General features: G+C 64.8%; 23 protein-coding genes. 7 read left to right on the forward strand and 16 right to left on the reverse strand.

Going from position 1 to position 21492, the window contains the following annotated elements:
- Nucleotides 1–168: 168 nt before the first annotated feature.
- Entirely contained in the window at nucleotides 169–576 is a 408-nt protein-coding gene (locus Q0082_RS06830; protein ID WP_298191129.1) for a hypothetical protein, read from the forward strand.
- 516 nt (nucleotides 577–1092) lie between these two features.
- Here Q0082_RS06830 and Q0082_RS06835 read toward each other — a convergent pair.
- From Q0082_RS06835 to Q0082_RS06845, 3 genes are all read right to left on the reverse strand, one after another.
- Nucleotides 1093–1494, reverse strand: coding sequence for a hypothetical protein (locus tag Q0082_RS06835; RefSeq protein WP_298191131.1), 402 nt, complete (start codon nucleotides 1492–1494; stop codon nucleotides 1093–1095).
- 2 nt (nucleotides 1495–1496) lie between these two features.
- A complete protein-coding gene (locus Q0082_RS06840) occupies nucleotides 1497–2348 on the reverse strand; it encodes a ParA family protein (protein ID WP_298191133.1) in 852 nt (283 codons plus the stop codon).
- A gap of 438 nt (nucleotides 2349–2786) precedes the next feature.
- A complete protein-coding gene (locus Q0082_RS06845) occupies nucleotides 2787–3368 on the reverse strand; it encodes a hypothetical protein (RefSeq protein ID WP_298191135.1) in 582 nt (193 codons plus the stop codon).
- A 158-nt stretch (nucleotides 3369–3526) separates the two neighbouring features.
- Here Q0082_RS06845 and Q0082_RS06850 point away from each other — a divergent pair, with 158 nt between their 5' ends.
- A complete protein-coding gene (locus Q0082_RS06850) occupies nucleotides 3527–4093 on the forward strand; it encodes a TetR/AcrR family transcriptional regulator (protein ID WP_298191137.1) in 567 nt (188 codons plus the stop codon).
- Between the two features lie 201 nt (nucleotides 4094–4294).
- On the opposite strand, the gene rimO is transcribed toward Q0082_RS06850, so the two are convergent.
- Nucleotides 4295–5686, reverse strand: coding sequence for a 30S ribosomal protein S12 methylthiotransferase RimO (gene rimO / locus Q0082_RS06855; RefSeq protein WP_298191139.1), 1392 nt, complete (start codon nucleotides 5684–5686; stop codon nucleotides 4295–4297).
- 109 nt (nucleotides 5687–5795) lie between these two features.
- Between rimO and Q0082_RS06860 the strand changes: the two genes are divergently transcribed.
- The gene (locus Q0082_RS06860) at nucleotides 5796–6158 is read left to right on the forward strand and encodes a DUF1761 domain-containing protein (protein ID WP_298191141.1); all 363 of its coding nucleotides are present in this window, start codon (nucleotides 5796–5798) and stop codon (nucleotides 6156–6158) included.
- On the opposite strand, the gene Q0082_RS06865 is transcribed toward Q0082_RS06860, so the two are convergent.
- From Q0082_RS06865 to Q0082_RS06890, 6 genes are all read right to left on the reverse strand, one after another.
- The gene (locus Q0082_RS06865; RefSeq protein WP_298191143.1) at nucleotides 6148–6852 is read right to left on the reverse strand and encodes a M23 family metallopeptidase; all 705 of its coding nucleotides are present in this window, start codon (nucleotides 6850–6852) and stop codon (nucleotides 6148–6150) included. The genes Q0082_RS06860 and Q0082_RS06865 overlap by 11 nt on opposite strands.
- Nucleotides 6852–8147 (reverse strand): serine--tRNA ligase, encoded by a 1296-nt coding sequence (serS, locus tag Q0082_RS06870; protein WP_298191145.1) that lies wholly within the window; start codon nucleotides 8145–8147, stop codon nucleotides 6852–6854. The genes Q0082_RS06865 and serS overlap by 1 nt, the downstream gene beginning before the upstream one ends.
- 60 nt (nucleotides 8148–8207) lie before the next feature.
- A complete protein-coding gene (locus Q0082_RS06875; RefSeq protein WP_298191147.1) occupies nucleotides 8208–8387 on the reverse strand; it encodes a DUF2892 domain-containing protein in 180 nt (59 codons plus the stop codon).
- A 226-nt stretch (nucleotides 8388–8613) separates the two neighbouring features.
- Nucleotides 8614–9132 carry a nuclear transport factor 2 family protein gene (locus Q0082_RS06880; protein WP_298191149.1) on the reverse strand — a complete coding sequence of 173 codons (519 nt, stop codon included), beginning with the start codon at nucleotides 9130–9132 and terminating at the stop codon, nucleotides 8614–8616.
- A complete protein-coding gene (locus Q0082_RS06885) occupies nucleotides 9129–9530 on the reverse strand; it encodes an antibiotic biosynthesis monooxygenase family protein (protein ID WP_298191151.1) in 402 nt (133 codons plus the stop codon). Before Q0082_RS06885 ends, Q0082_RS06880 begins: the two co-directional genes overlap by 4 nt.
- The gene (locus Q0082_RS06890; RefSeq protein ID WP_298191153.1) at nucleotides 9527–10849 is read right to left on the reverse strand and encodes a cytochrome P450; all 1323 of its coding nucleotides are present in this window, start codon (nucleotides 10847–10849) and stop codon (nucleotides 9527–9529) included. Before Q0082_RS06890 ends, Q0082_RS06885 begins: the two co-directional genes overlap by 4 nt.
- A 128-nt stretch (nucleotides 10850–10977) precedes the next feature.
- Between Q0082_RS06890 and Q0082_RS06895 the strand changes: the two genes are divergently transcribed.
- Both Q0082_RS06895 and Q0082_RS06900 read left to right on the forward strand, forming a co-directional pair.
- Nucleotides 10978–11565: a carboxymuconolactone decarboxylase family protein gene (locus tag Q0082_RS06895; RefSeq protein ID WP_298191155.1), complete on the forward strand. Its 588-nt coding sequence runs from the start codon at nucleotides 10978–10980 to the stop codon at nucleotides 11563–11565.
- Nucleotides 11562–12827, forward strand: coding sequence for a cytochrome P450 (locus Q0082_RS06900; protein ID WP_298191157.1), 1266 nt, complete (start codon nucleotides 11562–11564; stop codon nucleotides 12825–12827). The genes Q0082_RS06895 and Q0082_RS06900 overlap by 4 nt, the downstream gene beginning before the upstream one ends.
- Before the next feature lie 59 nt (nucleotides 12828–12886).
- Here the strand turns inward: Q0082_RS06900 and Q0082_RS06905 are convergent, their stop codons facing one another.
- From Q0082_RS06905 to Q0082_RS06920, 4 genes are read right to left on the reverse strand one after another with little or no spacing between them, the layout of a single operon-like run.
- Complete coding sequence (locus Q0082_RS06905; protein ID WP_298191159.1) at nucleotides 12887–14773, reverse strand: PQQ-binding-like beta-propeller repeat protein; 1887 nt, start codon at nucleotides 14771–14773, stop codon at nucleotides 12887–12889.
- Between the two features lie 14 nt (nucleotides 14774–14787).
- On the reverse strand, nucleotides 14788–15084 hold the full coding sequence (locus Q0082_RS06910) for an antibiotic biosynthesis monooxygenase family protein (RefSeq protein ID WP_298191161.1): 297 nt from the start codon (nucleotides 15082–15084) through the stop codon (nucleotides 14788–14790).
- A 4-nt stretch (nucleotides 15085–15088) separates the two neighbouring features.
- Nucleotides 15089–15391 carry an antibiotic biosynthesis monooxygenase family protein gene (locus Q0082_RS06915; protein WP_298191163.1) on the reverse strand — a complete coding sequence of 101 codons (303 nt, stop codon included), beginning with the start codon at nucleotides 15389–15391 and terminating at the stop codon, nucleotides 15089–15091.
- Nucleotides 15392–15410: 19 nt separating this feature from the next.
- Nucleotides 15411–15980, reverse strand: coding sequence for a nuclear transport factor 2 family protein (locus Q0082_RS06920; RefSeq protein ID WP_298191165.1), 570 nt, complete (start codon nucleotides 15978–15980; stop codon nucleotides 15411–15413).
- Between the two features lie 338 nt (nucleotides 15981–16318).
- Here Q0082_RS06920 and Q0082_RS06925 point away from each other — a divergent pair, with 338 nt between their 5' ends.
- Nucleotides 16319–18811, forward strand: coding sequence for a TonB-dependent receptor (locus Q0082_RS06925; protein ID WP_298191167.1), 2493 nt, complete (start codon nucleotides 16319–16321; stop codon nucleotides 18809–18811).
- 86 nt (nucleotides 18812–18897) lie between these two features.
- The gene (locus Q0082_RS06930) at nucleotides 18898–20241 is read left to right on the forward strand and encodes an aromatic ring-hydroxylating dioxygenase subunit alpha (protein WP_298191169.1); all 1344 of its coding nucleotides are present in this window, start codon (nucleotides 18898–18900) and stop codon (nucleotides 20239–20241) included.
- Between the two features lie 67 nt (nucleotides 20242–20308).
- Here the strand turns inward: Q0082_RS06930 and Q0082_RS06935 are convergent, their stop codons facing one another.
- Nucleotides 20309–21067, reverse strand: coding sequence for a glucose 1-dehydrogenase (locus Q0082_RS06935; RefSeq protein ID WP_298191171.1), 759 nt, complete (start codon nucleotides 21065–21067; stop codon nucleotides 20309–20311).
- Nucleotides 21068–21096: 29 nt separating this feature from the next.
- A partial coding sequence (locus Q0082_RS06940; protein WP_298191173.1) for an SDR family oxidoreductase occupies nucleotides 21097–21492 on the reverse strand: 396 nt, incomplete at its 5' end.

The following is a 21492-nucleotide window of genomic DNA, read 5'->3' on the forward strand; positions in this document are numbered from 1 at the left end:
GATCCATCGATAAAGGCTGACCCATCCATGCTGGCCTCCTTCACCAGTACGGACTCTGAATCAGAGATCTACGACGATGGGAATCCCCAGCGATTCATAACGGTCGAAAACCGCTCTAACCTTTCTGTCCTAAAACCCCCACGGGTTCCCGGATCAGGAAGGAATGCAATGCCCGGTTCGCCACAGCGCAAGCAGGCCATCAGCCTCATCCTCGCGCTCGCCCTGCCACTCGGCGCCTGCTCCGGCCAGACCGCGCCCGGCGCCCCGGCCGCGATCACCGATGCCGCCCCCGGATCCTACGAATACGCCCGGCAATGCTTCCGCGCACTGGGCCTCCAAGCCCTCATCAGCGGCAGCGGCACCCCCACCAGCCAGGACGTGATGGACCGCGCCAGCGCCCTCGCCACCGCCGCCGGCAAGAAGGAAGGCATGAGCGGCACCGACGTCCTCACCGATCTGCTCCGCCAGACCGGCGAAGGCGCCAGCAGCTTCCAGTCGATGCCCGCCGATCAACAAGCCGCCTATGCCTCGGCAAGCCAGGCCTTCGCCAAGACCTGCCTCGAGGCGCAGCATTAGGCGGCGGAGGGGGCTGACTTCGCAAGAAGCAAGAGCCTCCGGCGGGCAAGGGCCATCGCCCTTGCATCCCGTCATCGGCGCTTGGCCAGACCCTCAAGCCCGATCCCACCAACTCACATCGTCGGCCCGGACTTGATCCGGGCCAAGGCTTTCTTCGCTCGAGCGCCGCACCGAAAGAAAAGCTAAACCCCGTGTCCAGCACGGGGTGACGGATGAGGGACCAACCCAAGGTCCTCAAAAACAGCGCGGCGCCTGCCGTCGGGCTTATGCGTCGCCACCCTTTCGCCATTCCCGTAGCCTTCGTCATCCCCCTTCGTCATTCCCGCGAAGGCGGGAATCCAGAGCCCCACACACCACGCTAGCCGCTCTGGATTCCCGCCTTCGCGGGAATGACGAGGTTGCTCTTCGGATCGGGGTTGTTGCACTTGGCACCGTAACCCTGGAAATCTGCCGCAAGGCATTGTGCGATGCCCGCCGGGCGGCAGGACGGGCCGCGCAAGCGGTTCCGCAGGTGCTTTAGTCGGACCTGAACGCATCGCCCTTTTGCGCGCGGGCAATGGCCAGTTCGACAATGCGGTCAGACACGCGTGTTGCGTCCTTCCATTTCATCACGAGCTTGCCGGGATCCATGCCATAATCAGCGACAACGTCTTTCAGTTGTTCGAGGGTAAGGGCGGCGAGCCGGGTGCGAAGAACCGCCTCCCCTTCGCGGGCCACGGCTATAGGATCAAGGACCGCCGCCGGGCGGCGGTTCTTGGGACGTTCAGCCTTCGCTTGGGCGTGCGCGGTTTCTGGGGCACCAGTCGCCTGCTCTTTCGATCCTAGGGCTTGGGCAATTTGTTGAGCAAACACCGGATCGCGCTCCGCCTGATCGGCAACGATCCGCGCGAGGTCTAGCAAAACCCTCCGCAGCTTCATCGTCAGCCCTCCAGTTTCGCGAGTATCTCTGCGGCGAGGCTGCGATATGAATCAGCGAGTCCGCGATACCCATATTTCTGCTTCAGCGTCCGCGAATGGGTCGAGTGCTCAGCCGCTGCCGCAATGTCGTTCGCCTGCGGGATAATTGTGTCAAACACTGGCGCGTCTTTCGCCTGCTGTAGGTTCCGCAATACGTTTGCATGAACGCCAGAGTTGCCTTGAAACTTCGTCACGACGATACCCAGCGGCTCAATTGCTTCTGCGATTTCGTCAGAGAATTCACGAACCCGCGTCACGATTTGCGGGATACCGTATGTCGAGAGAATATCGGGGATCGTCGGGATGATATAACCCTGCGAAATGCGAAGCCCATTGAGGGTAATTATGCCAAGATTTGGCGGGCAGTCCACGATAACTATGTCGTAGTTATCCAGCTTCGATTTCACCGCCCTCCACAAAAGTTCAATCGGATTGACCGAATAGAACTTTCCGCTTGGGGCAGATGCGAGTTGATCTTGAACATCGATGAGGTCAAGGCTTGAGGGAAGGAGGTCAATGCTGTGCGCTGCCGACACATCCGATACGCCTTTTTGTAGCGCCTTGTCGAAGTCGAACTGCTTGTTGTTCGGGTCCAGAGCGTCCTTGAACAGGCGCGCCAGGGTTCGCCCGCTGTCGTTGAGCTTGCGCCACTTGTCTTCACCGATCAGCATCGTGGTGGCATTGGTCTGCGGGTCAAGGTCGATGACCAGCACTCGCTTGCGAAACTCGCCCGACAGGGTTTCGGCGAGAGCAACAGTGGTCGTGGTTTTGCCCACGCCGCCCTTCAAATTGATTGTCGAAATTACGTGAGCCATTGGGACCTTCCTTTTTCGCAACCAAGCACGGACCTGTGAACGGCGAAACACAGGGCCAGAAGCGAGTGATGCAATAGGCTGCGGGAAGTCCGTTGACCGGGCGCGCCAATTCGCGACGGCCTGCCGTGATACTCTCGCAATCTCAGCGATCTCGTTTATGCCAACGAGTTCGTCATCTATTGCCACTCGAATCATCTTTCTGTGAACGCTGTAAACAACATCTGTGTATGATGTTCACGGCCAGGCTGTCAAGCCGATAGGCGCGTTGGGTGTTTTGGCTCACTTTGCGGGTGTAAGGCGGCCCGCCAAAACGGTTGAAAAATCGCAACCGTCACCCGACTTCATCGAAAAAACAAGGGTTGCGGTGACATGTGCAACAACCCCCAAACCCCCGGGATGCAAGGGCAACCACCCTTGCCCGCCGGAGGCATACTCCCGTCACACCGCCCCACCAGCCACCCGCCGCGCCCGCCATGCCGCGATCCGCACGCCCAGCGCAGCCAGCAGCAGCGGCACCACCGTCAGGCCCAGCGGGCGCAGTTCCGGCTCGAACACCATCGAGGCGTAGCCCACCAGGAAGTAGAGGAACACGATCTGGACGCCCGCGGCGTGCAGGCGGTGCCACCATTGGCCGAGCTGCTTCATCGAGCCGGGGTTTGACGAGAACGCCATCAGATAGATGAAGACGTAGCCCAAGATCCCGGCGGCGGGCTGCGGCGGGCTGCCGGGTTGGGCGATGTAGTTTAACACGGCGGCCAGATGCACCGTGTGCGTCAGCGCGAAGCCAAGGCCGAGCGAGCGGCGGTTGCGGCTGAGCCATGCGGTTCCTGTGCCGGGCCAAAGCCGGTGGAGCGAGGACGCCGTGTAGATCAGCAGCACCAGCGGCACGCCGACGCGCGCGGTGAAGCGGGCGGTGTAGAGCGCGCGCTGCAGGGCATCTTGCCCCAGCCATTGGCCGAGCAGCACCGCCGCAGCACTGGCGGCGATCGCATAGAGAAACGGTTCGATCCGAAGGCGCATGGAAGACCTTTCAGGCTGGGCGGGCGGTTGAGGCACGAATCAGTCCGGATATTTTCTAAAACCGTCTATATAGACGGTAATGCAGATCGAGAAGTCTCATTGCGCAACCGTTGATCCGGGGGCAGGCGCGGCTATGGTGCGCGGCGAAGCGAGGAACGATGATGGCAGACAGCCCCAAGCGGAAAGGCCCCGGCGTGCGGCGCGAAGCCGTGCTCGATGCGGCGGAGGCGCTGGTGCTTGATACCGGGGCGGCGCACCTCACCATGGATGCGGTTGCGGCGCGCGCCGGGGTGAGCAAGGGCGGGGTGCTGCATCACTTCCCCACCAAGCGGCACCTGATCGAGGCGATGCTGGACCGGCTGCTGGCGGTGTTCGAGGCGGATTCGGTGGTGGTCGAGCGCATCGCCGGTCCCGGTCTCAAGGCGCAGATCCACGGGTGGATCCGCCTGGCCGAAACGCCCGATCCCAAGGTTGAAGGCATGGCTGCCGCGCTGCTGTCCGCCGTGGCGAACGAGCCGGACCTGCTTTCGCCCTTCGGCGGCATGATGCAGCAGCGCCTCGCCCAGCACCGCGCCCACCCGGACTATGCGCTTGCCCTCGCCGTCCGCACCGCGCTCGATGGCTACTGGCTGTGCAATGCCCTGCGCATGGGGCCCTTCACGCCGGAGGACCACACTGCATTCTTCGCGATGCTCCACACCCTCGCGGACCGGATCAGCGACTGAACGGGGAACGAATAACAGACACGCGTGTCAGGTATAAACCGCTGTCCTACAGGCAGGCATCTGCGGCGTGGTCCTTTCATGGCCATGCCCATGCCTCGGTTGTCCAACGATTCCCGCAGCTTCCGGTGCAGTGGGGCGGGGTCTGCCGGGGCTCCCGAGTTTTTGCTCAGGACTGTGTCAACTGTGTCAACTTGCCCCGGTTTAAGCAGTTGGCGAAATCACCCCATAGAGGTCGTGCGCGTCAGCGTCTTCGACCAGCACTTCGGCGAAGTCGCCCGCCTTCAGATCCGCCGGCACGTTGCGCAGGTAGACGGCGCCGTCGATTTCCGGCGCGTCGGCTTGGCTGCGGGCGGTTGCGCCCACGTCGCCGTCTTCGTCGGGTTCGCCCACTTCGTCGATGATCACGCGGACGGTGCGGCCGACTTTGGCGGCGAGCTTGGCGGCGCTGATGGCTTCGGTCTTGGCCATGATCCGGGCGTAGCGTTCTTCCTTGACCGCTTCCGGCACCGGATCGGGGAGGTCGTTGGCGGCGGCGCCGGCGACGGGTTCGAAGCGGAAGGCGCCGACGCGGTCGAGTTGCGCTTCATCCAGCCAGTCGAGGAGGTACTGGAAGTCGGCTTCGGTCTCGCCGGGGAAGCCGACGACGAAGCTGGAGCGGACGGCGATGTCCGGGCAGATCGCGCGCCAGGCTTTCAGGCGTTCGAGCACCTTGGCCTCGTTGGCGGGCCGCTTCATGGCACGCAGCACGTTGGGGCTGGCGTGCTGGAACGGGATGTCGAGGTAGGGCGTGAGCAGCCCTTCGGCCATCAGCGGGATGACGGCATCGACGTGGGGGTAGGGGTAGACGTAGTGGAGGCGCACCCACGGCGTATGGCCGTCCGGCGTCTTGAGCTGGCCGAGTTCGCGGGCGAGGTCGGTCATATGGGTGCGGACGTCTCGTCCTTTCCACTGCCGCGTTTCGTGCCGCACATCGACGCCATAGGCCGAAGTGTCCTGGCTGATGACGAGCAGCTCGCGCGTGCCGGCGGCGACCAGCTTTTCGGCTTCGCGCAGCACCGCATCGATGCGGCGGCTGGCCAATTTGCCGCGCAGGCTCGGGATGATGCAGAAGGCGCAAGCGTGGTTGCAGCCCTCGGAAATCTTGAGGTAGCTGTAGTGGCGCGGCGTCAGCTTCACGTCGCCCGGATCGGCCTGCGGGATCAGGTCCACGTAGGGGCTGATCGAGGGCGGCGCGGCTTCGTGGACCGCTTCGACCACGGCTTCGTACTGGTGCGCGCCCGTCACGGCGAGGACGCTCGGGAAGCGGGCGCGGATGGCCTCCGCTTCGTTGCCCATGCAGCCCGTCACGATCACGCGGCCGTTCTCGGCGATAGCTTCACCGATCGCGGCGAGGCTTTCCTCCTTGGCGCTGTCGAGGAACCCGCAGGTGTTGACCAGCACCACGTCTGCGCCGGCGTAGTCCGCGCTCATGGCATAGCCATCGGCGCGCAGGCGGGTGAGGATGCGTTCGCTGTCGACGAGCGCCTTGGGGCAGCCGAGGCTGACCATGCCGACTTTGGGGGCGTCCGGAAGCGTGATGGGTGTCGTTGCCATGGCGGGGGCGCTTACGCGATATTTGGCGGCGCGTCACGGCACCTTGTGGCGGTTTGCCATTCGGGCGGGGCGGGCCTAGGCAGGCGGCTCTTGCAAACAGGATGGCGCGATGGGTCCGGTAAACTGGGTGGCGGTGGTTGCGGCGGCGCTGGCCGCGCTGGTGTTCGGGCTCGTCTTGCACGGCCCGGCGGCGCGGCGACCGGGACAGGTGGTGCTGGCGGGGGTCCTCTTGCTGCTTACGGCCTCGATGATGGGGCATATGTTCGCACGCGTCGGCGCGGCGACCTTGGCGGTGAAGCCGTGGCTCTATTTCATGATGTCGGGCGGGCTGGCGCTGGCCTTCGTCGCGCCTGCCTTGGCGATTGGCGAGGCGCGGGCCGGGGCTTCGGCGGCGAAGGTGCTGCGCGGCGCGGCGTTCTGGATCGCCAGCTATCTGCTGATGGGCGTGGTGTTCTGGCTGTTCAAAGCCTGATCGGAAGATACAGCGCCGGGTTGCGCGGCGCAGTGCCCTTGCGCAGTTCGAAATGGAGACCGGGGCGCTTCGCCTCGCCGCTCTTGCCGATTCGGGCGATCACCTGCCGGGCCTTGACGGTCTGGCCCTCCTTGACCTTGACCTGCCCGAGATAGGCATATGCGGTGACCCAGCTGCCGCCGTGGTCGATCAGGATGAGCTGGCCGAAGCGCTCGGGCTCGGTCCCGGCGAAGACGACCTTGCCGGCGGCGGCGGCGTGGACGGTCATCCCGGCGAAGGCGGCGAGGTCGATGCCATTGTTGGGCAGACCCTTCACCGGCGCGCCAAACTTCGCGGTGACCGCGCCCGAGGTGGGCCAGACGAGGCGGGGGGCGCCGGTCTCGCGTTTGGTAGGGGCCTTTGCAGGGGCTCTTGCGGGTGTGGGCGGCGGGGTGAAGCGCCTTGGCGCGGTGTCCGCAGACGGACGTTTTAGCATCTGCCCGACATGCAGGATGTAGGGCGGCGTCATGCGGTTGGCGGCAGCAAGCGCATCGACAGTAACGCCCATGCGCTGTGCGATCGTGCTGAAGCGGTCACCCGCCCGGACGGTGTAGGTGGGCCCGGCATTTTCAAGCAGGTCCTCGGGCTGGCCCTGCGCGGCATGGCTTGCCGGCAGGAGCAGCAGTACCGCTGCAGCCAGCCTGAGCGCCCGCATCAGCCGAGCGGTGTCAGGCGGGTCACGCCGCCCATCCAGGGCTTCAGCACTTCGGGCACGTCCACCGTGCCATCGCCTTGCTGGTAATTCTCCAGCACCGCGACGAGCGTGCGGCCGACGGCGAGGCCGGAGCCGTTGAGCGTGTGGACGAACTCGGTGCCCCCCCTCTTTCCTTCAGCGCCGCCCTCCGGCCGGTAGCGCGCGTTCATGCGGCGGGCCTGAAAATCGCCGCAGTTGGAGCAGGAGCTGATCTCCCGGAACGCGCCCTGCCCGGGCAACCAGACTTCGAGATCATACGTCTTGCGCGCGGTGAAGCCCATGTCGCCTGCGCAGAGCAGCATCTTGCGATAGGGCAGACCGAGCGCCTGCAGGATCGATTCCGCCGCCTCGGTCATGCGCTCGTGCTCGGCGTCCGAATCCTCAGGGCGGGTGATCGAGACGAGCTCGACCTTCTCGAACTGGTGCTGGCGGATGAACCCGCGCGTGTCGCGCCCCGCCGCGCCCGCTTCCGAGCGGAAGCAAGGCGTGAGCGCGGTCATGCGCAGGGGGAGCGCGGCATCGGGCAGGATCTGTCCAAGCACCGAGTTGGTGAGGCTGACTTCGGCGGTGGGGATCAGCCAGCGGCCGTCGGTCGTCTTGAACAGATCTTCGGCAAACTTGGGCAGCTGGCCTGTGCCGAAGGCAGCTTCGTCCTTTACCATGAGCGGCGGGTTGCATTCGGTGTAGCCGTTCTCGCCGGTCTGCTTGTCGAGCATGAACTGGGCAAGCGCGCGGTGGAGGCGGGCCATCTGGCCGCGCAGGAAGGTGAAGCGCGCACCGGCAATGAGCGCACCGGTTTCGAAATCGAGGCCGAGCGGGGGGCCGAGATCGGCGTGTTCCTTGGGCTGGAATTCGAAGCTGCGCAGTGTGCCCCAACGGCTGACTTCGACGTTGCTGGCCTCGTCCTCGCCTTCGGGGACATCGGCGGCGGGGAGGTTGGGCCATTGGGCAAGCGCGGCGTTAAGCTCGGCGGTGAGGCGGCGCTCGTCTTCTTCCAGCGCGGGGAGCGCGGTCTTGAGCTCGGCGACTTCGGCCTTGAGCGCTTCCGCCGCGTCCTTGTCGCCTTTGGCCATGGCCATGCCGATGGCCTTCGAGGCTTCGTTGCGGCGCGCCTGCGCTTCCTGCATGCGGGTGGCGACATCGCGCCGCGCGGTATCTACGCCAAGGATCGCCGCCGATTGGTGGGCGACGCCGCGGCGGGCGAGGGCGGTGTCGAACCCTTCCGGGTTCTCGCGGATCAGGCGGATATCATGCATGGTCCGGGCGCTATGCCGTCTGCCAGCGCCCGGAGCAAGTACCGTGCAAGTGCGGCGCGATCAGGTGTGCAGGCCGAGCACGCTGTAGAGCGGGCATACGCCGGAGAGCGCGGTCACCAGCGGCACAATCGCTACCAGCGCCAGCGCAGGATGGCCGGTGATCAGGCTGAACACGATGATCATCGCGGCGAGGGCGAGACGGATGACGCTGTCGGCTTCGCCAATATTGCGCTGGAACATGGGATTTGTCCTCCACTGGGGCTGGGTGTGGAGGGGTTATGCGCGCGGCGCAGGCTGCTGACATTGATGCGGATCAAGTGGGGTGGCTGCACAATCCTTTCCCGCGTCCCATTCTTTCCTGCGTCATTGCGAGCGTAGCGAAGCAATCCAGAGCGGTTGTGCATGACCGCTATGGATTGCTTCGTCGCTGCGCTCCTCGCGGGTGACGAAGGGTTGTTGGGTACTCTTACAGCGCCCGGTACTGCTCGTGCCCGCCTTGGAGGATATCAAGGATCGGTAGCGGGAAGGCAGATGCGGGATCGAAAATCGGTTGATCGGGCAGGGGGTGCGACCAATCGAGCACGTAGTTGCGCCGGGCGATGCGCCATTCGGCACCGCGCTTCTCGAAGGCATCGAGATAGCGCCCACCATACATCGTGCCGGCGTAAGTGCCGTCCTCGCCCTGCCGAGCCCCTGCGGTCAGACCGTAGCTTTCGACCTCGGCATGCGTTTCATCGACAAGGCGGATAGCTGGCTGACCGCTCAGGTGCCAGCGCCGTGCGCTGCGGCGTTCGATGGCCATGACAACGGGGACAAAATCGGCGGCGGTGCCCTTGAAGAAGCCGTAGTCGATCGCGGCATCGGGCCAGAAGCAGCTGGCCTGCCCTGCCGCATCAAGCCAATCGAGCGTGCGCGAGTAGCGCGCCAGAACATCGAGAATCGCGTCCTTGGCGAGCAGATCATCGAGCGACGCAGCAGCGGTCATGCGCGGCCGCTCCACCAGGCAGGGATGGTGAGGGGGAAGCGCTCCTGCGCGGTCTTCAGGTCGGCATCCGCATCGGCGGGGAGCGGCGTGTCGACCGTTTGCGGGAGATCGCCGCCGGCGCCCTTGACCGGATCGAGGTATTCGAGGCGGATGCCATCGAGCACGGCGGCAAAGTCATGCCCTTCATGATGCGGCGACATCTGGTGGCGGTAGAACGTGGCCTTGTCGTCAAAGGAAAGCAGGCAATAGTAGAGGTTCGGCTCCTCGCCCTTCCAGTATTCGTAGCGCCTGACGCCGGTTTCGGTGGTCCAGGTCTGGTGGACCATGTCGGCCATGATCGTTTCCCACTTCGCCTCGGAGCCGGGCTTGATGCGGATATGCGCGAGAAGAGTGGTCATTCGGCGGGCTCCCGTTGGAAGGTGCAGTGGAGGGCGAGTGTGCCGAGCATGATGCCCGGCTGGTGGAGGAAGGTGTTGCCGGGGGCGTAATCGAAGGCTGCGAGCCGATCGCACAGGCGGTTCCACGCGATGGTCTGTTCGAGCCGCGAGAGGCCCGAACCGGGGCAGACGCGCGGGCCGGCCGAGAAGGCGAGGTGGCGGGTGACCGCGGCGCGGTCGAGCTTCAGCGCAAGCGGGTCGTCGAACTCATCCGGATCGATGTTGGCGGCACCCCAGCGCAGGTGAAGCGTGGAGCCGGCGGGGACGGGGACGCCCTGAAACACCTCGTCCTGCGACGTGATGCGGGTGGAAAGGCCCTGCGTGGGCGAGCGCAGGCGCATCCCCTCTTCGGTGAAGGGGCGGATCAGTGCGCGGTCGGCTTTGAGCTTGGCGAAGAGGCCCGGGCGCTCGATCAGGAGCTGGGCCTGCTCGACGAGGGCGTACTGTGTGGTTTCGAGGCCACCGATGACCATGGCGTAGACGATGCCGTCGATCTCGTCGTCGGTGAGTTTGCGGTCGAGCGACTCGTAGTGGACCTGCGTCAGGAAAGAGATCATGTCCTCGCCCGGATTGGCGCGGCGGCGGCGGACGTGGTCCCGAACATAGTCCGAAAAACCCGCGAGGAGGCGGAACTTCTCGGCGGACTGCTCTGGTGTGAGCACGTTGTTGTGCCCGCAGCCGTGGACATAAGACATGACCTGCGCGTTGCCCCAGATCTCGAGGTCCTTCACATCCTCGAGCGGGAAGCCGAGCACGCTGGCCATCGTGCGCTGGGGCAGGGGTCGCGCGAAATCGGCGACGAAATCGAATTGCTCGCCCGCAATCCACTGGTCGATCAGGGCATCGACGTGGCCGGTGATCATCGCTTCGTGCCGCTTGGCGCCGGGGCCTACCCAGGGATCGGTGAGCTGCTGGCGGTGGGCGCGCCATAGCTCAGGGTTCGGGCGCAGCGAGGCGATCGACTTCACCATGGCATCGATATCGGGCATGGCGCGGACCGAGGCGGGATCGGCCTTGCGGGCTTCGAGCAGCAGCGAAAGCGTCGGTGGATAGCGATCCCAATCGCGCACCACGCGGGCAATGTCCTCGTACTTGGAGAGGATGAAAGCATCGCGGTCCGGCGTCAGCCCTTCGCCGGGCAGGCGCAGCACCGGGGCTTCCGCGTGGAGGATGGCATAGGCCTCGTACCAGTGCTCGGCGGCGCCGGGGGCGAAGAGGTCGACATCCGCCAGCGCGTGCGGACACGGCATCGGGCTCAGCTCGTGATTGACGTGGCGCATGGCCCTCTCCCCCGGCTTTATCCAAATCGCCAGTTGTTGTGGGGGGGATGGTGCATGACCAATGCTGCGGCTGCCATGCTCACTTTTGCCAAGACCATAAAGGGCAGCGGCCATGGGAGACTCGCATCATGACCCGCATCGCCAAGATTGCGCCCGAGGACTGGGACCCGCGCCTGCGCGCGGCGCTGAAGCCGGAAGACCGCACCGAGATCGAGCAGGGGATGATCCGCTTTCTGGCGCATTGCCCTGATCAGGTGCTGGGCATGATGCAGTTTGCCGGCGCGCTGAAGGTGCACCGGCAATTGCCCGAGAAGCTGGTCGAACTGGTGCGGCTGCGCGTCGCCTTCTTCAACCAGTGCCGCAGCTGCATGGCGATCCGCTATACCGACGCACTGGAAGACGGCGTGACCGAGGACCTCGTCTGCTCGCTGGAGCGGCCGCAGGAAGCCGATAATCTGACGCCCGCCGAGAAGGCCGCGATCAAGTTCGGCGAGGCGTTCGCGACCGATCATCTACGGATCGACGAGGCGATGTATGCCGAATTGCGCAAGCATTTCAGCGAGTCCGAGATTGTCGAGCTCGGCATGACCTGCGCCTTCTTCGTAGGCTTCGGACGGCTGGCAGCGACGCTGCACATGGTCGAGGAATTGCCCGACGCGTTCAAGCGCGAGGGGCCAGTCGCGCCCTGGGGTGAAGAGCGAGTGGTGGTGCGATGAGCGAAGAGCTCGGTATCAACCTGTTCGATCCGGCACTGCAGCAGTGCCCGTATGATGCCTACCGCACGCTGAGGGATCAGGCCCCCGCCTATCGCCAGCCGGGGACTAACATCTACATCGTGACCCGCTACGACGACGTGCGGCGGGTTCTGCTCGATACCGAGAATTTCCCGAGCAGCCCCAAGACCGCCGGGCTGCAGACGCTTTCCGCCAATGTCGAGCGGCAGAAGAAGGTGGTGGCGCGCTTCAAGGAGCGCGGCTGGCTGCCCGAGCCGACGCTCAGCGGGCGCGACGATCCGAACCACAAGCAGATGCGCGCGATGTTCAACGAGGCGTTCAAGCCGAGCCGGATCAAGGAAATCGATCCGCTGGTGGAAACGCTCGCCTACGAACTGATCGACGGCTTCGTGGCCGACGGGCGCTGCGAGTGGGTGAGCCAGTTCTGCGTGCCGCTGCCGCTCTACATCATCGGCGAGCAGATGGGCGCCAAACGCGAGGACATGTGGAAGATCAAGCGCTGGACCGACGCTTTCTTCAGGCGCATCTCGATGATGCTGCCCGAAGAAGACGAGATCGAGATGGTCGACCGTGAGATCGAGGCGCAGCATTACTTCCAGCCGATCTTCGAGCGGCTGCGCGCCAATCCTGATGACTCGCTGATCAGCGTGCTGGTCAATACCGTGATCGAGGGCTGGGGGCGGCCCTTGAACGACAACGAACTTCATGCCGAGATGATGGCGGATACCTTCGTCGGCGGGAGCGAGACGACGACCAATGCGCTGGCGGCGGGGATGAAGCTGCTGATCGAGAACAAGGACGTCTGGCACAAGCTCAAGTCCGATCCCGAGCGCTACATGAAGACCTTCGTCGAAGAAGTGGTGCGGCTGGAATCCCCGGTGCAGAGCCTGATGCGCTTCTGCGCCAAGGATACCGAGCTTGAAGGCACGGTGATCCCCAAGGGCGCGCTGGTGAACGTGCGCTTTGCCGCCGCGAACCGGGATGAACGCGTGTTCGAGTGCCCGGAGAAGCTCGATCTCGATCGGCCCAAGGCGGGCGCACACATGGGCTTCGGTTCGGGCACGCACCATTGCCTCGGCGCACCGCTCGCCCGGCGGGAGCTTTCGTGGGGGTTCCAGGCGGTGGTCGACAGGTTCGAGAACATGCGCTTCGCGGACGTCGCGAACGACTTTTCGGTCCACCCGCACTTCCTGCTGCGCAGCCTGAAGGCGCTGCATATCGAGTTCGAGGCGAAGAAGCGCTGAGACAGGGCACGAAGAAGGGCTGGCAGAGGTATCCGCCAGCCCTTCTTTATGCCTAGCGCTTACTTCGCGACTTCGAACACCATCAGCGCGTTGCCGGGTGAGTGGCTGTACATGCCGTAGCCCGAATTCACGAAGACCTTGCCCTTCCACACCGCGGCTCCGGGGCCGCTCATCGAGCCGCCCTTGGCGGTCTGGCCGCCGATGGCGGGCATGGGCAGGGTGGTATCGTACTGCCACAGGATCGCCCCCGTATCGGCATCGTAGGCGCGCAGCATGCCATCGAGGTGACCGCCGAAGACGACGCCGGGGATGCTGGTGACGGCGGCGGAAATGCCCGGATCGCAGAACTTGCGGCCCGCGCACTTGTCCTCCGCCTTGGCCTGCCAGACGATATTGCCGGTGGCCGCATCAAGCGCGTGCAGTCCCGCGCCGCGGATCGCGGGATCGTAAAGGCGGGCGTCGCCGGTATCGGCCATGTCGTTGATGGGCACGAAGACCCGGTTCCCTTCCGCGCTCATGCCGAAGTGGACGCCGCCTTGCGTGCCGCCATGGCCGAGCCGGGTCATCCATTTGACCTTGCCGGTCTCGGGATCGAGGCCCCACGCCTGCCCAGACTTTTGCCCGACGACGAGCATCTTCGCACCGGTTCCGGTATCGACCAGCAGCGGTGAGGCGGCGACGTCGTAGTCCGGTCCGCCTTCCTTGGGGCACGAGCCCAGCCCCATCATGCAGCCGACGTTCCACGCATCGCCAAGCGTGAGCTGGGTGCTCCAGATGCGCTTGCCGGTGGTGGCGTCGACCGCGAAGACCGCGTCGGAGCCATCGTCTGCCGGGGTCGAGTAGTTCTCGCCCGAGCCGAAGTAGACGCGGTTCGTGGTGGCGTCGTAGGTCGGGCTGTTCCAGACAGGCGCGCCGGAGGGACCGAGGATCTGGGTGCCGTCGGCCGTCTTGCCCTGCGGGACCGGCTGGCCTGCTGTATATGCGCGCCACTTTTCCGCGCCGGTGGCGGGATCGACCGCGACGACCGAGCCGCGGAAGGTGCAGCAGGGATAGGCGGGATTGCCGGCCTGCACGACCTCCAGCGAGGAAACGGGGACGTAGAGCAGTCCGCCGCCGAGCGTGGGCGTGCCGGTGATCGTCGCATCGGCATGATCGCTCATGCGGTTTGCCCAGATCTCCTTGCCGGTCAGCGCATCAAGCACATGGACCTTGCCGAGGAGGTCGCCGAAAAAGAGCCGCTTGGTCGAGGCATCGGCGACGATCGCGGTGCGCACCTCGGCGCTAAGCCGGGTGGTCCACTTGGTGCAGCCGCTGTCCGGGTCGAAGGCGTAGACGGTGCCGTCCTGGCTGCCGACGAAGAGCGTACCCCAGGCCACGGCGGGCTGCGAGCGGATATGCGTCGCGGCCGGATAGGCGAATGCCCACTTGAGTTTCAGCCTGGGCACATCCGCCTTGACGAGGCCGGCAATGCTGGCGGGCACGAAGCGGCGGTTGTCATGGCCCCAGCCGATATCGGCCGGCACATCGGTCATGTCGAACTTCGCGGCGGCACCCTTGCAGCGCGGCGGCGGGGCGGGGCGCTGATAGGAGGCATAGGGCGTGCGGGTGAGGTATTCGGCGACCTCGATCTTCTGCGCCGGGGTGAGCGCCGCTGATTGCTGGCGCATGACGCCGGTGGTCATCGCGTTCACGATGGCATCGGGCGCCAGCATCGCAAGGAAGCCGGGTGAGGGCGCCTTGGGCACGCCGCCCAGATGGCACATCGCGCAGTGCTGCTCGAACAGCGGACGGCCGGGCGCGGTCTCGGGGTTGATGGTGGGGCCTGCGCGGGATTGCAGGTCCTCGGTCGATTTGATCCGCGTCGGGGTCGCCGCATTGAGGCCTGCGGCGAGTGCCAGCGCGGCGAGGCCGGAGAGGACCGCGAGGCGGCCGGGTTTGAGCAGCATGCTTTGAGGCCTTTTCAATCGAGCGAGCGGTAGAACGTGAGCTTCATGTCCTCGGCAAGACAGGCGAGGATCGGCGGCACCAGCCGGTCGTGGAAATCGATGTGCATGTGGGCCTCGAAAGCGGCATCGTCCCTGAAGGTGGCGACGCACTGGAACAGGTCCGGGTCTTCTTCCGACTGGAACAGCTCGTAGACGAGCGCATCGGGTTCACGTGCAAAGACCAGCTTCTTGAGCTCGGTCTGAAGCGCGATGAGCTCGTCGCGCTTCTCGGGCTTGGTGCGCAGCTCGGCGATGAAGCTCTTTGTGGTCATCGTCTCAGCCTTCCGTCGCCGTTTCGAGATCGTACAGCAGCTCGCGCGTGTAGGAGCCGTCCATACAGCCGATCATCCGTTCGATCAGGGGCTGGTTGTGGGGATATGCCACGTGTGCCTTGTCCGCATCCTCATCGGTGAAACGTTCGTAGACCGCGAACATGCCCGGCTCCGCAAGCCGATAGAACTGATAGGCCAGCGTGCCCGGTTCGCCCGGAGCAAGGGCCTCCATCTCCTTGGCGAGCGCGATGAATTCGGCTTCCTTGTCGGCGCGGATGCGGAAACGGGAGAGAAAGGAAAAGGCCATTGGTCGGGTCTTTCTGGGTTCAGGCCTTGCGGCTCTGTTCGTATGCGGTCCAGCTGGGCAGGCGCTCGGGGTAGTCGGCAAGCTTCGGCTCGGGATAGGCGTGGTTGCGATCGGGGCGGGAGAGAATGCCGGGGTAGGCCTCGACCGGCACGTAGTAGAGGAAGCCGATCACCCGTTCGGCGAACTTCCAACCCGCCGGCGTCTTGCGGTAGCGATCGTCGTAACGGATTGCAGCGACCATCATCTTGCCGTGGCGCATGAGTTCGGCGTGGCCTGCGACGCGGCCGGTTGCGTTTTCTTCGTCCACGAAATCGATCTGGATATCGTGCATCACGTGGTGGCCGGGGCCGAGCACGGCGAAGCGGCCATCGAACTGGGCCATGATCGCATCCGGCCCTGCGGCGTACATCACGCCGTCGTGCGAGCGCAGCACGGCATCTTCGGCGAACAGTGCGCGCACCGCCTCGATCCGGCGATCATCGATATCGAAGCTGTAGTGCGCGACGAGCTGGCGGATCTGGGATTCGGCTTCCAGCCGCGCGACACGCGCTTCGAGATTAGCCCCCGGGCTCGCCCCTTGATCAGGCATGCTGCTGTGCTTTCTCTCCCGCGGACCGCTTTGGCGCGGGCCTGCTTGAGCCCATGATAACCGGCCTTCGACTGAAAACAATCATGAATGTTTGGAAGGTTGGCAGTGCGCAGGCCCCCGCGCCGGCAGTGCATGCCAATGTGCCGCTGAGCAGCCGAGTTGCGCCATTTGCCAGCGCGGACGCAGGGGCAGGGGCGCCGCGCTGCCCAATCGCCAAGGGTATGTCGCCGGGCCTTCCAACCTCTCTAAAAAAACATACATGTCTGCTTGCAAAATGTGTTCCGAGGGTTATCCTTGGCCCCACACCGCACGACGATGCGGGGCATGAGGAGATGGGGATGGCACTGAGGGACCTTCGCTGGTCGGCAGCTTGCGGCGCACTGGCAGCCGCGATGATCGCAGCACCGGCATTCGCCAACGATGAAGCTCAGGCTGCGCAGCCGCAGGCGACGCAGACGCAGTCCAGCGCCGATGACATGGCAAGCGACCGGCTGAGCGAGATCGTCGTGACGGCAACGCGGCGCGTTTCCAACCTGCAGCGCACCCCGGTTGCCGTGTCGGCCGTCGATGCGAACCTGATCCGTCAGTCCAGCCCGCGCGATATCGGCGATCTTGCAGCCTTCGTGCCGAACTTCTCGGCCAACACGATCACCAACTTCAACGCGGCCTCGTTCGCGATGCGCGGCGTCGGCCAGACCTCGATCATCGTCTACTTCGAGCCGCCGGTCGCCGTGCTCGTTGACGACTTCGTGGTGCCTTCGGTGCAGACCCAGCTGCTCGACACGTTCGATGTGGCGCAGGTGGAAGTGCTGCGCGGCCCGCAGGGCACGCTGTTCGGCAAGAACACCACCGGCGGCGCGGTGACGGTGCGCACCAAGCGCCCCGAACTCGGCAAGGTCGGCGCCGATGGCCGGTTCGAGCTTGGCTCGTTCGAAACGCGCCGGTTCCAGGTCGCGGCAAACGTGCCGATCTTCGACAACATGGCGCTGCGCGTGGTCGGCGGGATGGAAACCTCCGACGGCTATTACCGCAACGGGGCTTGCTATGGCCCGGTCGTCAGCTTCGTGCCCAGCAACTATTCGGGCGTCTCGGGCTGCCTCGACGGTCGCCGTGCTGGCGGCAAGGACGTGACCACGCTGCGCGGCAAGCTGCTTTGGCAGCCGACCAGCCGCCTCAGCATCCTTGCCCAGTATGAATGGCTGCGCGACCGCTCGGAAACGGTGCCCTCGGTGAACGAGAACTACACCTACAAGGGCAAGACTCCGTTCCTGACCGACATTCTGAAGGTGATCCGCCAGAACCCGAACAGCAGCGACCCGCTCGACAACGCCGCGATCTCGTTCCGCCAGGACGGCCTGATCAAGATGAAGGACGGCCAGCGTATCTCGGTCGACGGGTTCTACCTGAATGCCGACTACGATCTCGATTTCGGCAAGCTGACCTCGGTCACCGGCTGGCGCCGCCAGCTCTCGCGTATCCCGAACTCCTATGCGGGTGCGGCACCGATCGGCAAGGATGGCACACCGCTCTCGTTCTTTGACGCGACGCGCGATGACAACCGCAAGACCTTCCAGCAGGAACTGCGCTTCGCCACCAACACCGGCACGGCCTTCGATGCGGTGATCGGCGGGTTCTACCAGCGCGAGACCGTGGATTTCTGCGTCGCGCAGATCCTCGGCTTCCTCGATCTTACTGGTGGCCCACTGCCCTTCGGCAACTGGAACGATACGCCCTACATCCTGTGCAACGCGCAGCGTTCCAACTCGAAGGCGGTCTTCGCCGAAGGCACCTACAAGATCACCCCGGAACTGACGTTCACTGGCGGCTTCCGCTACACCTGGGAGAACAAGACCTGGTATGGCCGCAATCAGGCGTTCATTCCGCAGCTGGGCGGCGGCTTCGACCCCTCGATCTCGATCAGCGAGGCGCTGGGCGCGAGCGTGTTCAAGTTCCCGGCGAACGTGATCACGGTCAACAACACATCGAACAAGCCGACTTTCCGCGCAACGCTCGGTTATCAGGCGACGCCTGATGTCTATGCCTATTTCAACTATTCGCGCGGCTTCAAGAGCGGCGGCTTCAACGACCAGATCGGCGGCTTCGCGGCTTTCGCGACCGATCTCAACGCGTTCCGCGAAGCGGCCCGTGCGACCCGGCCGGAAACTGCGGACTCATTCGAAGCCGGCATAAAGACCGAGCTGTGGGATCACCGCCTGCGTTTCAACCTCACCGGCTTCTACGTGAAGTACAAGGACCTGCAGAAGCAGCTCAACGTGCCGATCGTGGTCAATGGCAACCCGAACCAGGTCACGCTGTTCGTCAACGCGGCGAGCGCCACGGTGAAGGGTATCGAGGCGGAGGCCACTGCGCGCCTGTTCAAGGGCTTCACCCTGCGCGGCGTGCTGGGCTACCAGAACGGCAAGTATAACAAGTATACCGCGCCCGGTGCCGGCTACAATCTCGCCGATGCGCCGCTTGATCGCGCCCCCGAATGGCAGTGGACGATCGACGGTGCCTACGAGGTTCCGCTCGGTTCCAACTACAAGATCATCGCCAATGCCTCGGCGGCCTATACGGCGCGCAACCTCAACACGCAGTCGATCACCGACATCGATGGCAACACGTTCCTCAACGCTCGCACGCTGGTGAACGCCTCGCTGACGCTCTCGCAGATCGACGACAAGTACTACATCAAGGCAATCGGCCGGAACCTGACCGACGAGCGCTACCGGATCGCCTCGCAGAACGTGGCAGGCCTGTGGCTCAACTCGAACTTCGGTCCGCCGCGCTACTACGGCCTTGAAGTGGGCGTGAAGTTCCGCGGCCCCTGATGGAGGCTTCGGACAGGTGCTAGAGTCTGCGGGTCGCCATGCGGGTAAACTGCATGGCGGCCCGCAATCATGATCGGGAAACGACAATGAACGCCTTGGACCTTTGGGACATTCACACCGGCAAGCGCTTCCCCTTTGATGCGCGCGCGCCGCGGATCGACAACGGCACGGGGCGCCCGAGCCCGGATCGCTACGTCAGCCCCGCCTACGCCGCCGAGGAATGGGACAAGGTCTTCGCGAAGAGCTGGCTCCTGGCAGGGCCGCTGTCCGACATTCCCGAGCCCGGCGACTTCATGAAGTTCGATGTGGGGCCGGAAAGCTTCCTCGTCGTGCGCGATGACGATGGTTCGGTGAAAGCCCACTACAACGTGTGCCCGCATCGCGGCAGCCAGCTCGTCACCGCCGATCTCGGTTCGGTCGGCCAGTTCACCTGCCCGTTCCATTCGTGGAAGTTCGCGCTGGACGGCTCGTGCGTCGAGATCACCGATGCCGAGACGTTCCGGCCCGAAGTGCTGTGCCACGGCACCGATCTTTCCTCGGTGCGCTGCGAAGTGGCGGCAGGCCTCGTCTTCGTGTCGATGGATCCGGACATCAAGCCGCTAGCTGAGTTCCTGGGGCCGATCCTGCCGCAGCTCGAGCTTTACGAGATCGACCAGATGTATGTCGTCCAGCACCGCCGGTCGGACTGGGGCGCGAACTGGAAAGGCGGGGTCGATGCCTTTGCCGAGATCTACCACCTCCACGCTGTCCACCCGCAAACGCAATGCCTGATGGACGACCGGACCCAGATCGACCTCTGGCCGGGTGGGCTCAGCCGCCAGTTCGTGCCCTTTGCGCAGCCCAGCCCGCGCTTCCCCGATCAGGAAAGCGTCAATCCCGGCATCCAGATGATGCTGCGCGATGCCGGTATCGATCCCGAGACCTACGAGGGCTCCGCGCGCGAGACCCGCAGCGCGGTGCAGGCGGCCAAGCGCAAGCGGTCTGACGAACTGGGGCTGCGCTACGAGCGCTTCAGCGACAGCCAGCTTTCGGATTCGGTCGTCTATTCGGTGTTTCCGAACGTGCAGATCGGCTGCCACCCGGAAGCGGTGTTCCTCCACCGCTTCATTCCGCACGCCACCGATCCGAACCAGTTCACTTACGACACCTGCATCCTCTATCGCCATGTCGATGCGCCGGGCTATTCGGCGCCGGCGTGGATGGGGATGGGCGAGGAGGTCGATCTTTCGGGCCGCACCCGGCCGGACGTGATCCACACCAAGCTGGGCGAGCCGCCTTGCCTTGGCGAAGTGCTCGATCAGGACAGCGATCTGCTGCCGGTGGTGCAGAAGGGCGCGCGCTCGCGGGGCTTCAAGGGTCCGCTGTGGAGCGAACAGGAAGGCCGCCTGCGGCATTTCCATGCCGAGCTTGATCGGATGATGGGGGCTTAACGCTTGGGCTGATGGGTGCTGCTCTGGATGCCCGCCTTCGCGGGCATCCAGAGCGCAACCCGCAGCGTCAGAACGGCCGGATCGTCAGCCCGTTGTCGATCACCAGTTCGGCGCCGGTGATGTAGCGGCTTTCATCGCTCGCGAGGAACACGATCAGCGCGGCGACGTCCTTGGGGTGGCCGGGCGAGCCGTGCGGCAGGACGCCATCGGGAATCTCCTTGGCCTCGCCGGGGCGGCCTTCGGCCTGCTGCACCATCGGCGTTTCGATAGCGCCGGGGTGGACCGAGTTGCAGCGGATCTTGTAGCCCTTGACTTGCGCCATGACCGCGACCGACTTGGTCATCGAGCGGACCGCGCCCTTGGCGGCGGAGTAGGCGAAGAAGATCGGATAGCCGAGCAAGGCGCCGACCGAGGACATGTTGATGATCGAGCCGCCGCCGCTCTTGTTCATCAGCGGGATCGCGTGCTTCATGCCGAGGTAGACGCCATCGATCATGATCGAATTGACCCAGCGGAACTTGTCCAGGCTGGTATCTTCCACATCGGCATTGAGCACGACGCCGGCGTTGTTGACGAGGACATGCAGGCCACCGAACTTTGCCTCGATCGCGGCATAAGTCGCGATCCACTGCGCCTCGTCGGCAACATCGAGCGCGAGCGCCATGGCGTTCTCGCCGATCTTGTCCGCCACAGCCTGCGCGGCGGCGAGGTTGACGTCGGTGACGACGACCTTGGCGCCTTCGGCAGCGAGCGCTTCGCAGTCCGCCGCGCCCAGTCCCGATCCGCCGCCGGTGACGAGCGCCACCTTGCCTTCAAGCCGTCCCATGTCCTCTCTCCTCTTTTATCGCGGGCGGTTCAGGCCGCGCCGTCTTCCGAGAAATAGTCCGGCATGCCGGCGGGCCAGATCACGCCCCACTGCGCCTGTCCGCCGTCGATAATCAGAAGATCGCCGTTGATGAAGCGGCCGGCCGGGCTGGCGAGATAGGCGATGGCCTCTGCCACATCCCAGGCATTCCCGCGCATCTTCAGGGGGTTGGCCTTGTGGAAGCGGGCGAGCGCTTCTTCCGGATACATGCGGAAGCCCTCGGTCTCGATCACGCCGGGGCCGATGCAGTTGACGCGGATATTGTGCTGTGCCCACTCGGTGGCGACCGTCTTAGAGAGGTAGATCACACCCGCACGCGCGGCGCAGGTGTGCGCGGCCTGCGGCATGCCGCGCTCGACATTGGCGACGATGTTGATGACATGGCC

This window comes from Novosphingobium sp. (assembly GCF_027489515.1).
Lineage (GTDB): Bacteria > Pseudomonadota > Alphaproteobacteria > Sphingomonadales > Sphingomonadaceae > Novosphingobium.

Coding starts and splice junctions, on each gene's coding strand:
- Q0082_RS06830 (WP_298191129.1), top strand. CDS start 169: ATGCCCGGTTCGCCACAGCGCAAGCAGGCCATCAGCCTCATCCTCGCG.
- Q0082_RS06835 (WP_298191131.1), bottom strand. CDS start 1,494: ATGAAGCTGCGGAGGGTTTTGCTAGACCTCGCGCGGATCGTTGCCGAT.
- Q0082_RS06840 (WP_298191133.1), bottom strand. CDS start 2,348: ATGGCTCACGTAATTTCGACAATCAATTTGAAGGGCGGCGTGGGCAAA.
- Q0082_RS06845 (WP_298191135.1), bottom strand. CDS start 3,368: ATGCGCCTTCGGATCGAACCGTTTCTCTATGCGATCGCCGCCAGTGCT.
- Q0082_RS06850 (WP_298191137.1), top strand. CDS start 3,527: ATGATGGCAGACAGCCCCAAGCGGAAAGGCCCCGGCGTGCGGCGCGAA.
- rimO (WP_298191139.1), bottom strand. CDS start 5,686: ATGGCAACGACACCCATCACGCTTCCGGACGCCCCCAAAGTCGGCATG.
- Q0082_RS06860 (WP_298191141.1), top strand. CDS start 5,796: ATGGGTCCGGTAAACTGGGTGGCGGTGGTTGCGGCGGCGCTGGCCGCG.
- Q0082_RS06865 (WP_298191143.1), bottom strand. CDS start 6,852: ATGCGGGCGCTCAGGCTGGCTGCAGCGGTACTGCTGCTCCTGCCGGCA.
- serS (WP_298191145.1), bottom strand. CDS start 8,147: ATGCATGATATCCGCCTGATCCGCGAGAACCCGGAAGGGTTCGACACC.
- Q0082_RS06875 (WP_298191147.1), bottom strand. CDS start 8,387: ATGTTCCAGCGCAATATTGGCGAAGCCGACAGCGTCATCCGTCTCGCC.
- Q0082_RS06880 (WP_298191149.1), bottom strand. CDS start 9,132: ATGACCGCTGCTGCGTCGCTCGATGATCTGCTCGCCAAGGACGCGATT.
- Q0082_RS06885 (WP_298191151.1), bottom strand. CDS start 9,530: ATGACCACTCTTCTCGCGCATATCCGCATCAAGCCCGGCTCCGAGGCG.
- Q0082_RS06890 (WP_298191153.1), bottom strand. CDS start 10,849: ATGCGCCACGTCAATCACGAGCTGAGCCCGATGCCGTGTCCGCACGCG.
- Q0082_RS06895 (WP_298191155.1), top strand. CDS start 10,978: ATGACCCGCATCGCCAAGATTGCGCCCGAGGACTGGGACCCGCGCCTG.
- Q0082_RS06900 (WP_298191157.1), top strand. CDS start 11,562: ATGAGCGAAGAGCTCGGTATCAACCTGTTCGATCCGGCACTGCAGCAG.
- Q0082_RS06905 (WP_298191159.1), bottom strand. CDS start 14,773: ATGCTGCTCAAACCCGGCCGCCTCGCGGTCCTCTCCGGCCTCGCCGCG.
- Q0082_RS06910 (WP_298191161.1), bottom strand. CDS start 15,084: ATGACCACAAAGAGCTTCATCGCCGAGCTGCGCACCAAGCCCGAGAAG.
- Q0082_RS06915 (WP_298191163.1), bottom strand. CDS start 15,391: ATGGCCTTTTCCTTTCTCTCCCGTTTCCGCATCCGCGCCGACAAGGAA.
- Q0082_RS06920 (WP_298191165.1), bottom strand. CDS start 15,980: ATGCCTGATCAAGGGGCGAGCCCGGGGGCTAATCTCGAAGCGCGTGTC.
- Q0082_RS06925 (WP_298191167.1), top strand. CDS start 16,319: ATGGCACTGAGGGACCTTCGCTGGTCGGCAGCTTGCGGCGCACTGGCA.
- Q0082_RS06930 (WP_298191169.1), top strand. CDS start 18,898: ATGAACGCCTTGGACCTTTGGGACATTCACACCGGCAAGCGCTTCCCC.
- Q0082_RS06935 (WP_298191171.1), bottom strand. CDS start 21,067: ATGGGACGGCTTGAAGGCAAGGTGGCGCTCGTCACCGGCGGCGGATCG.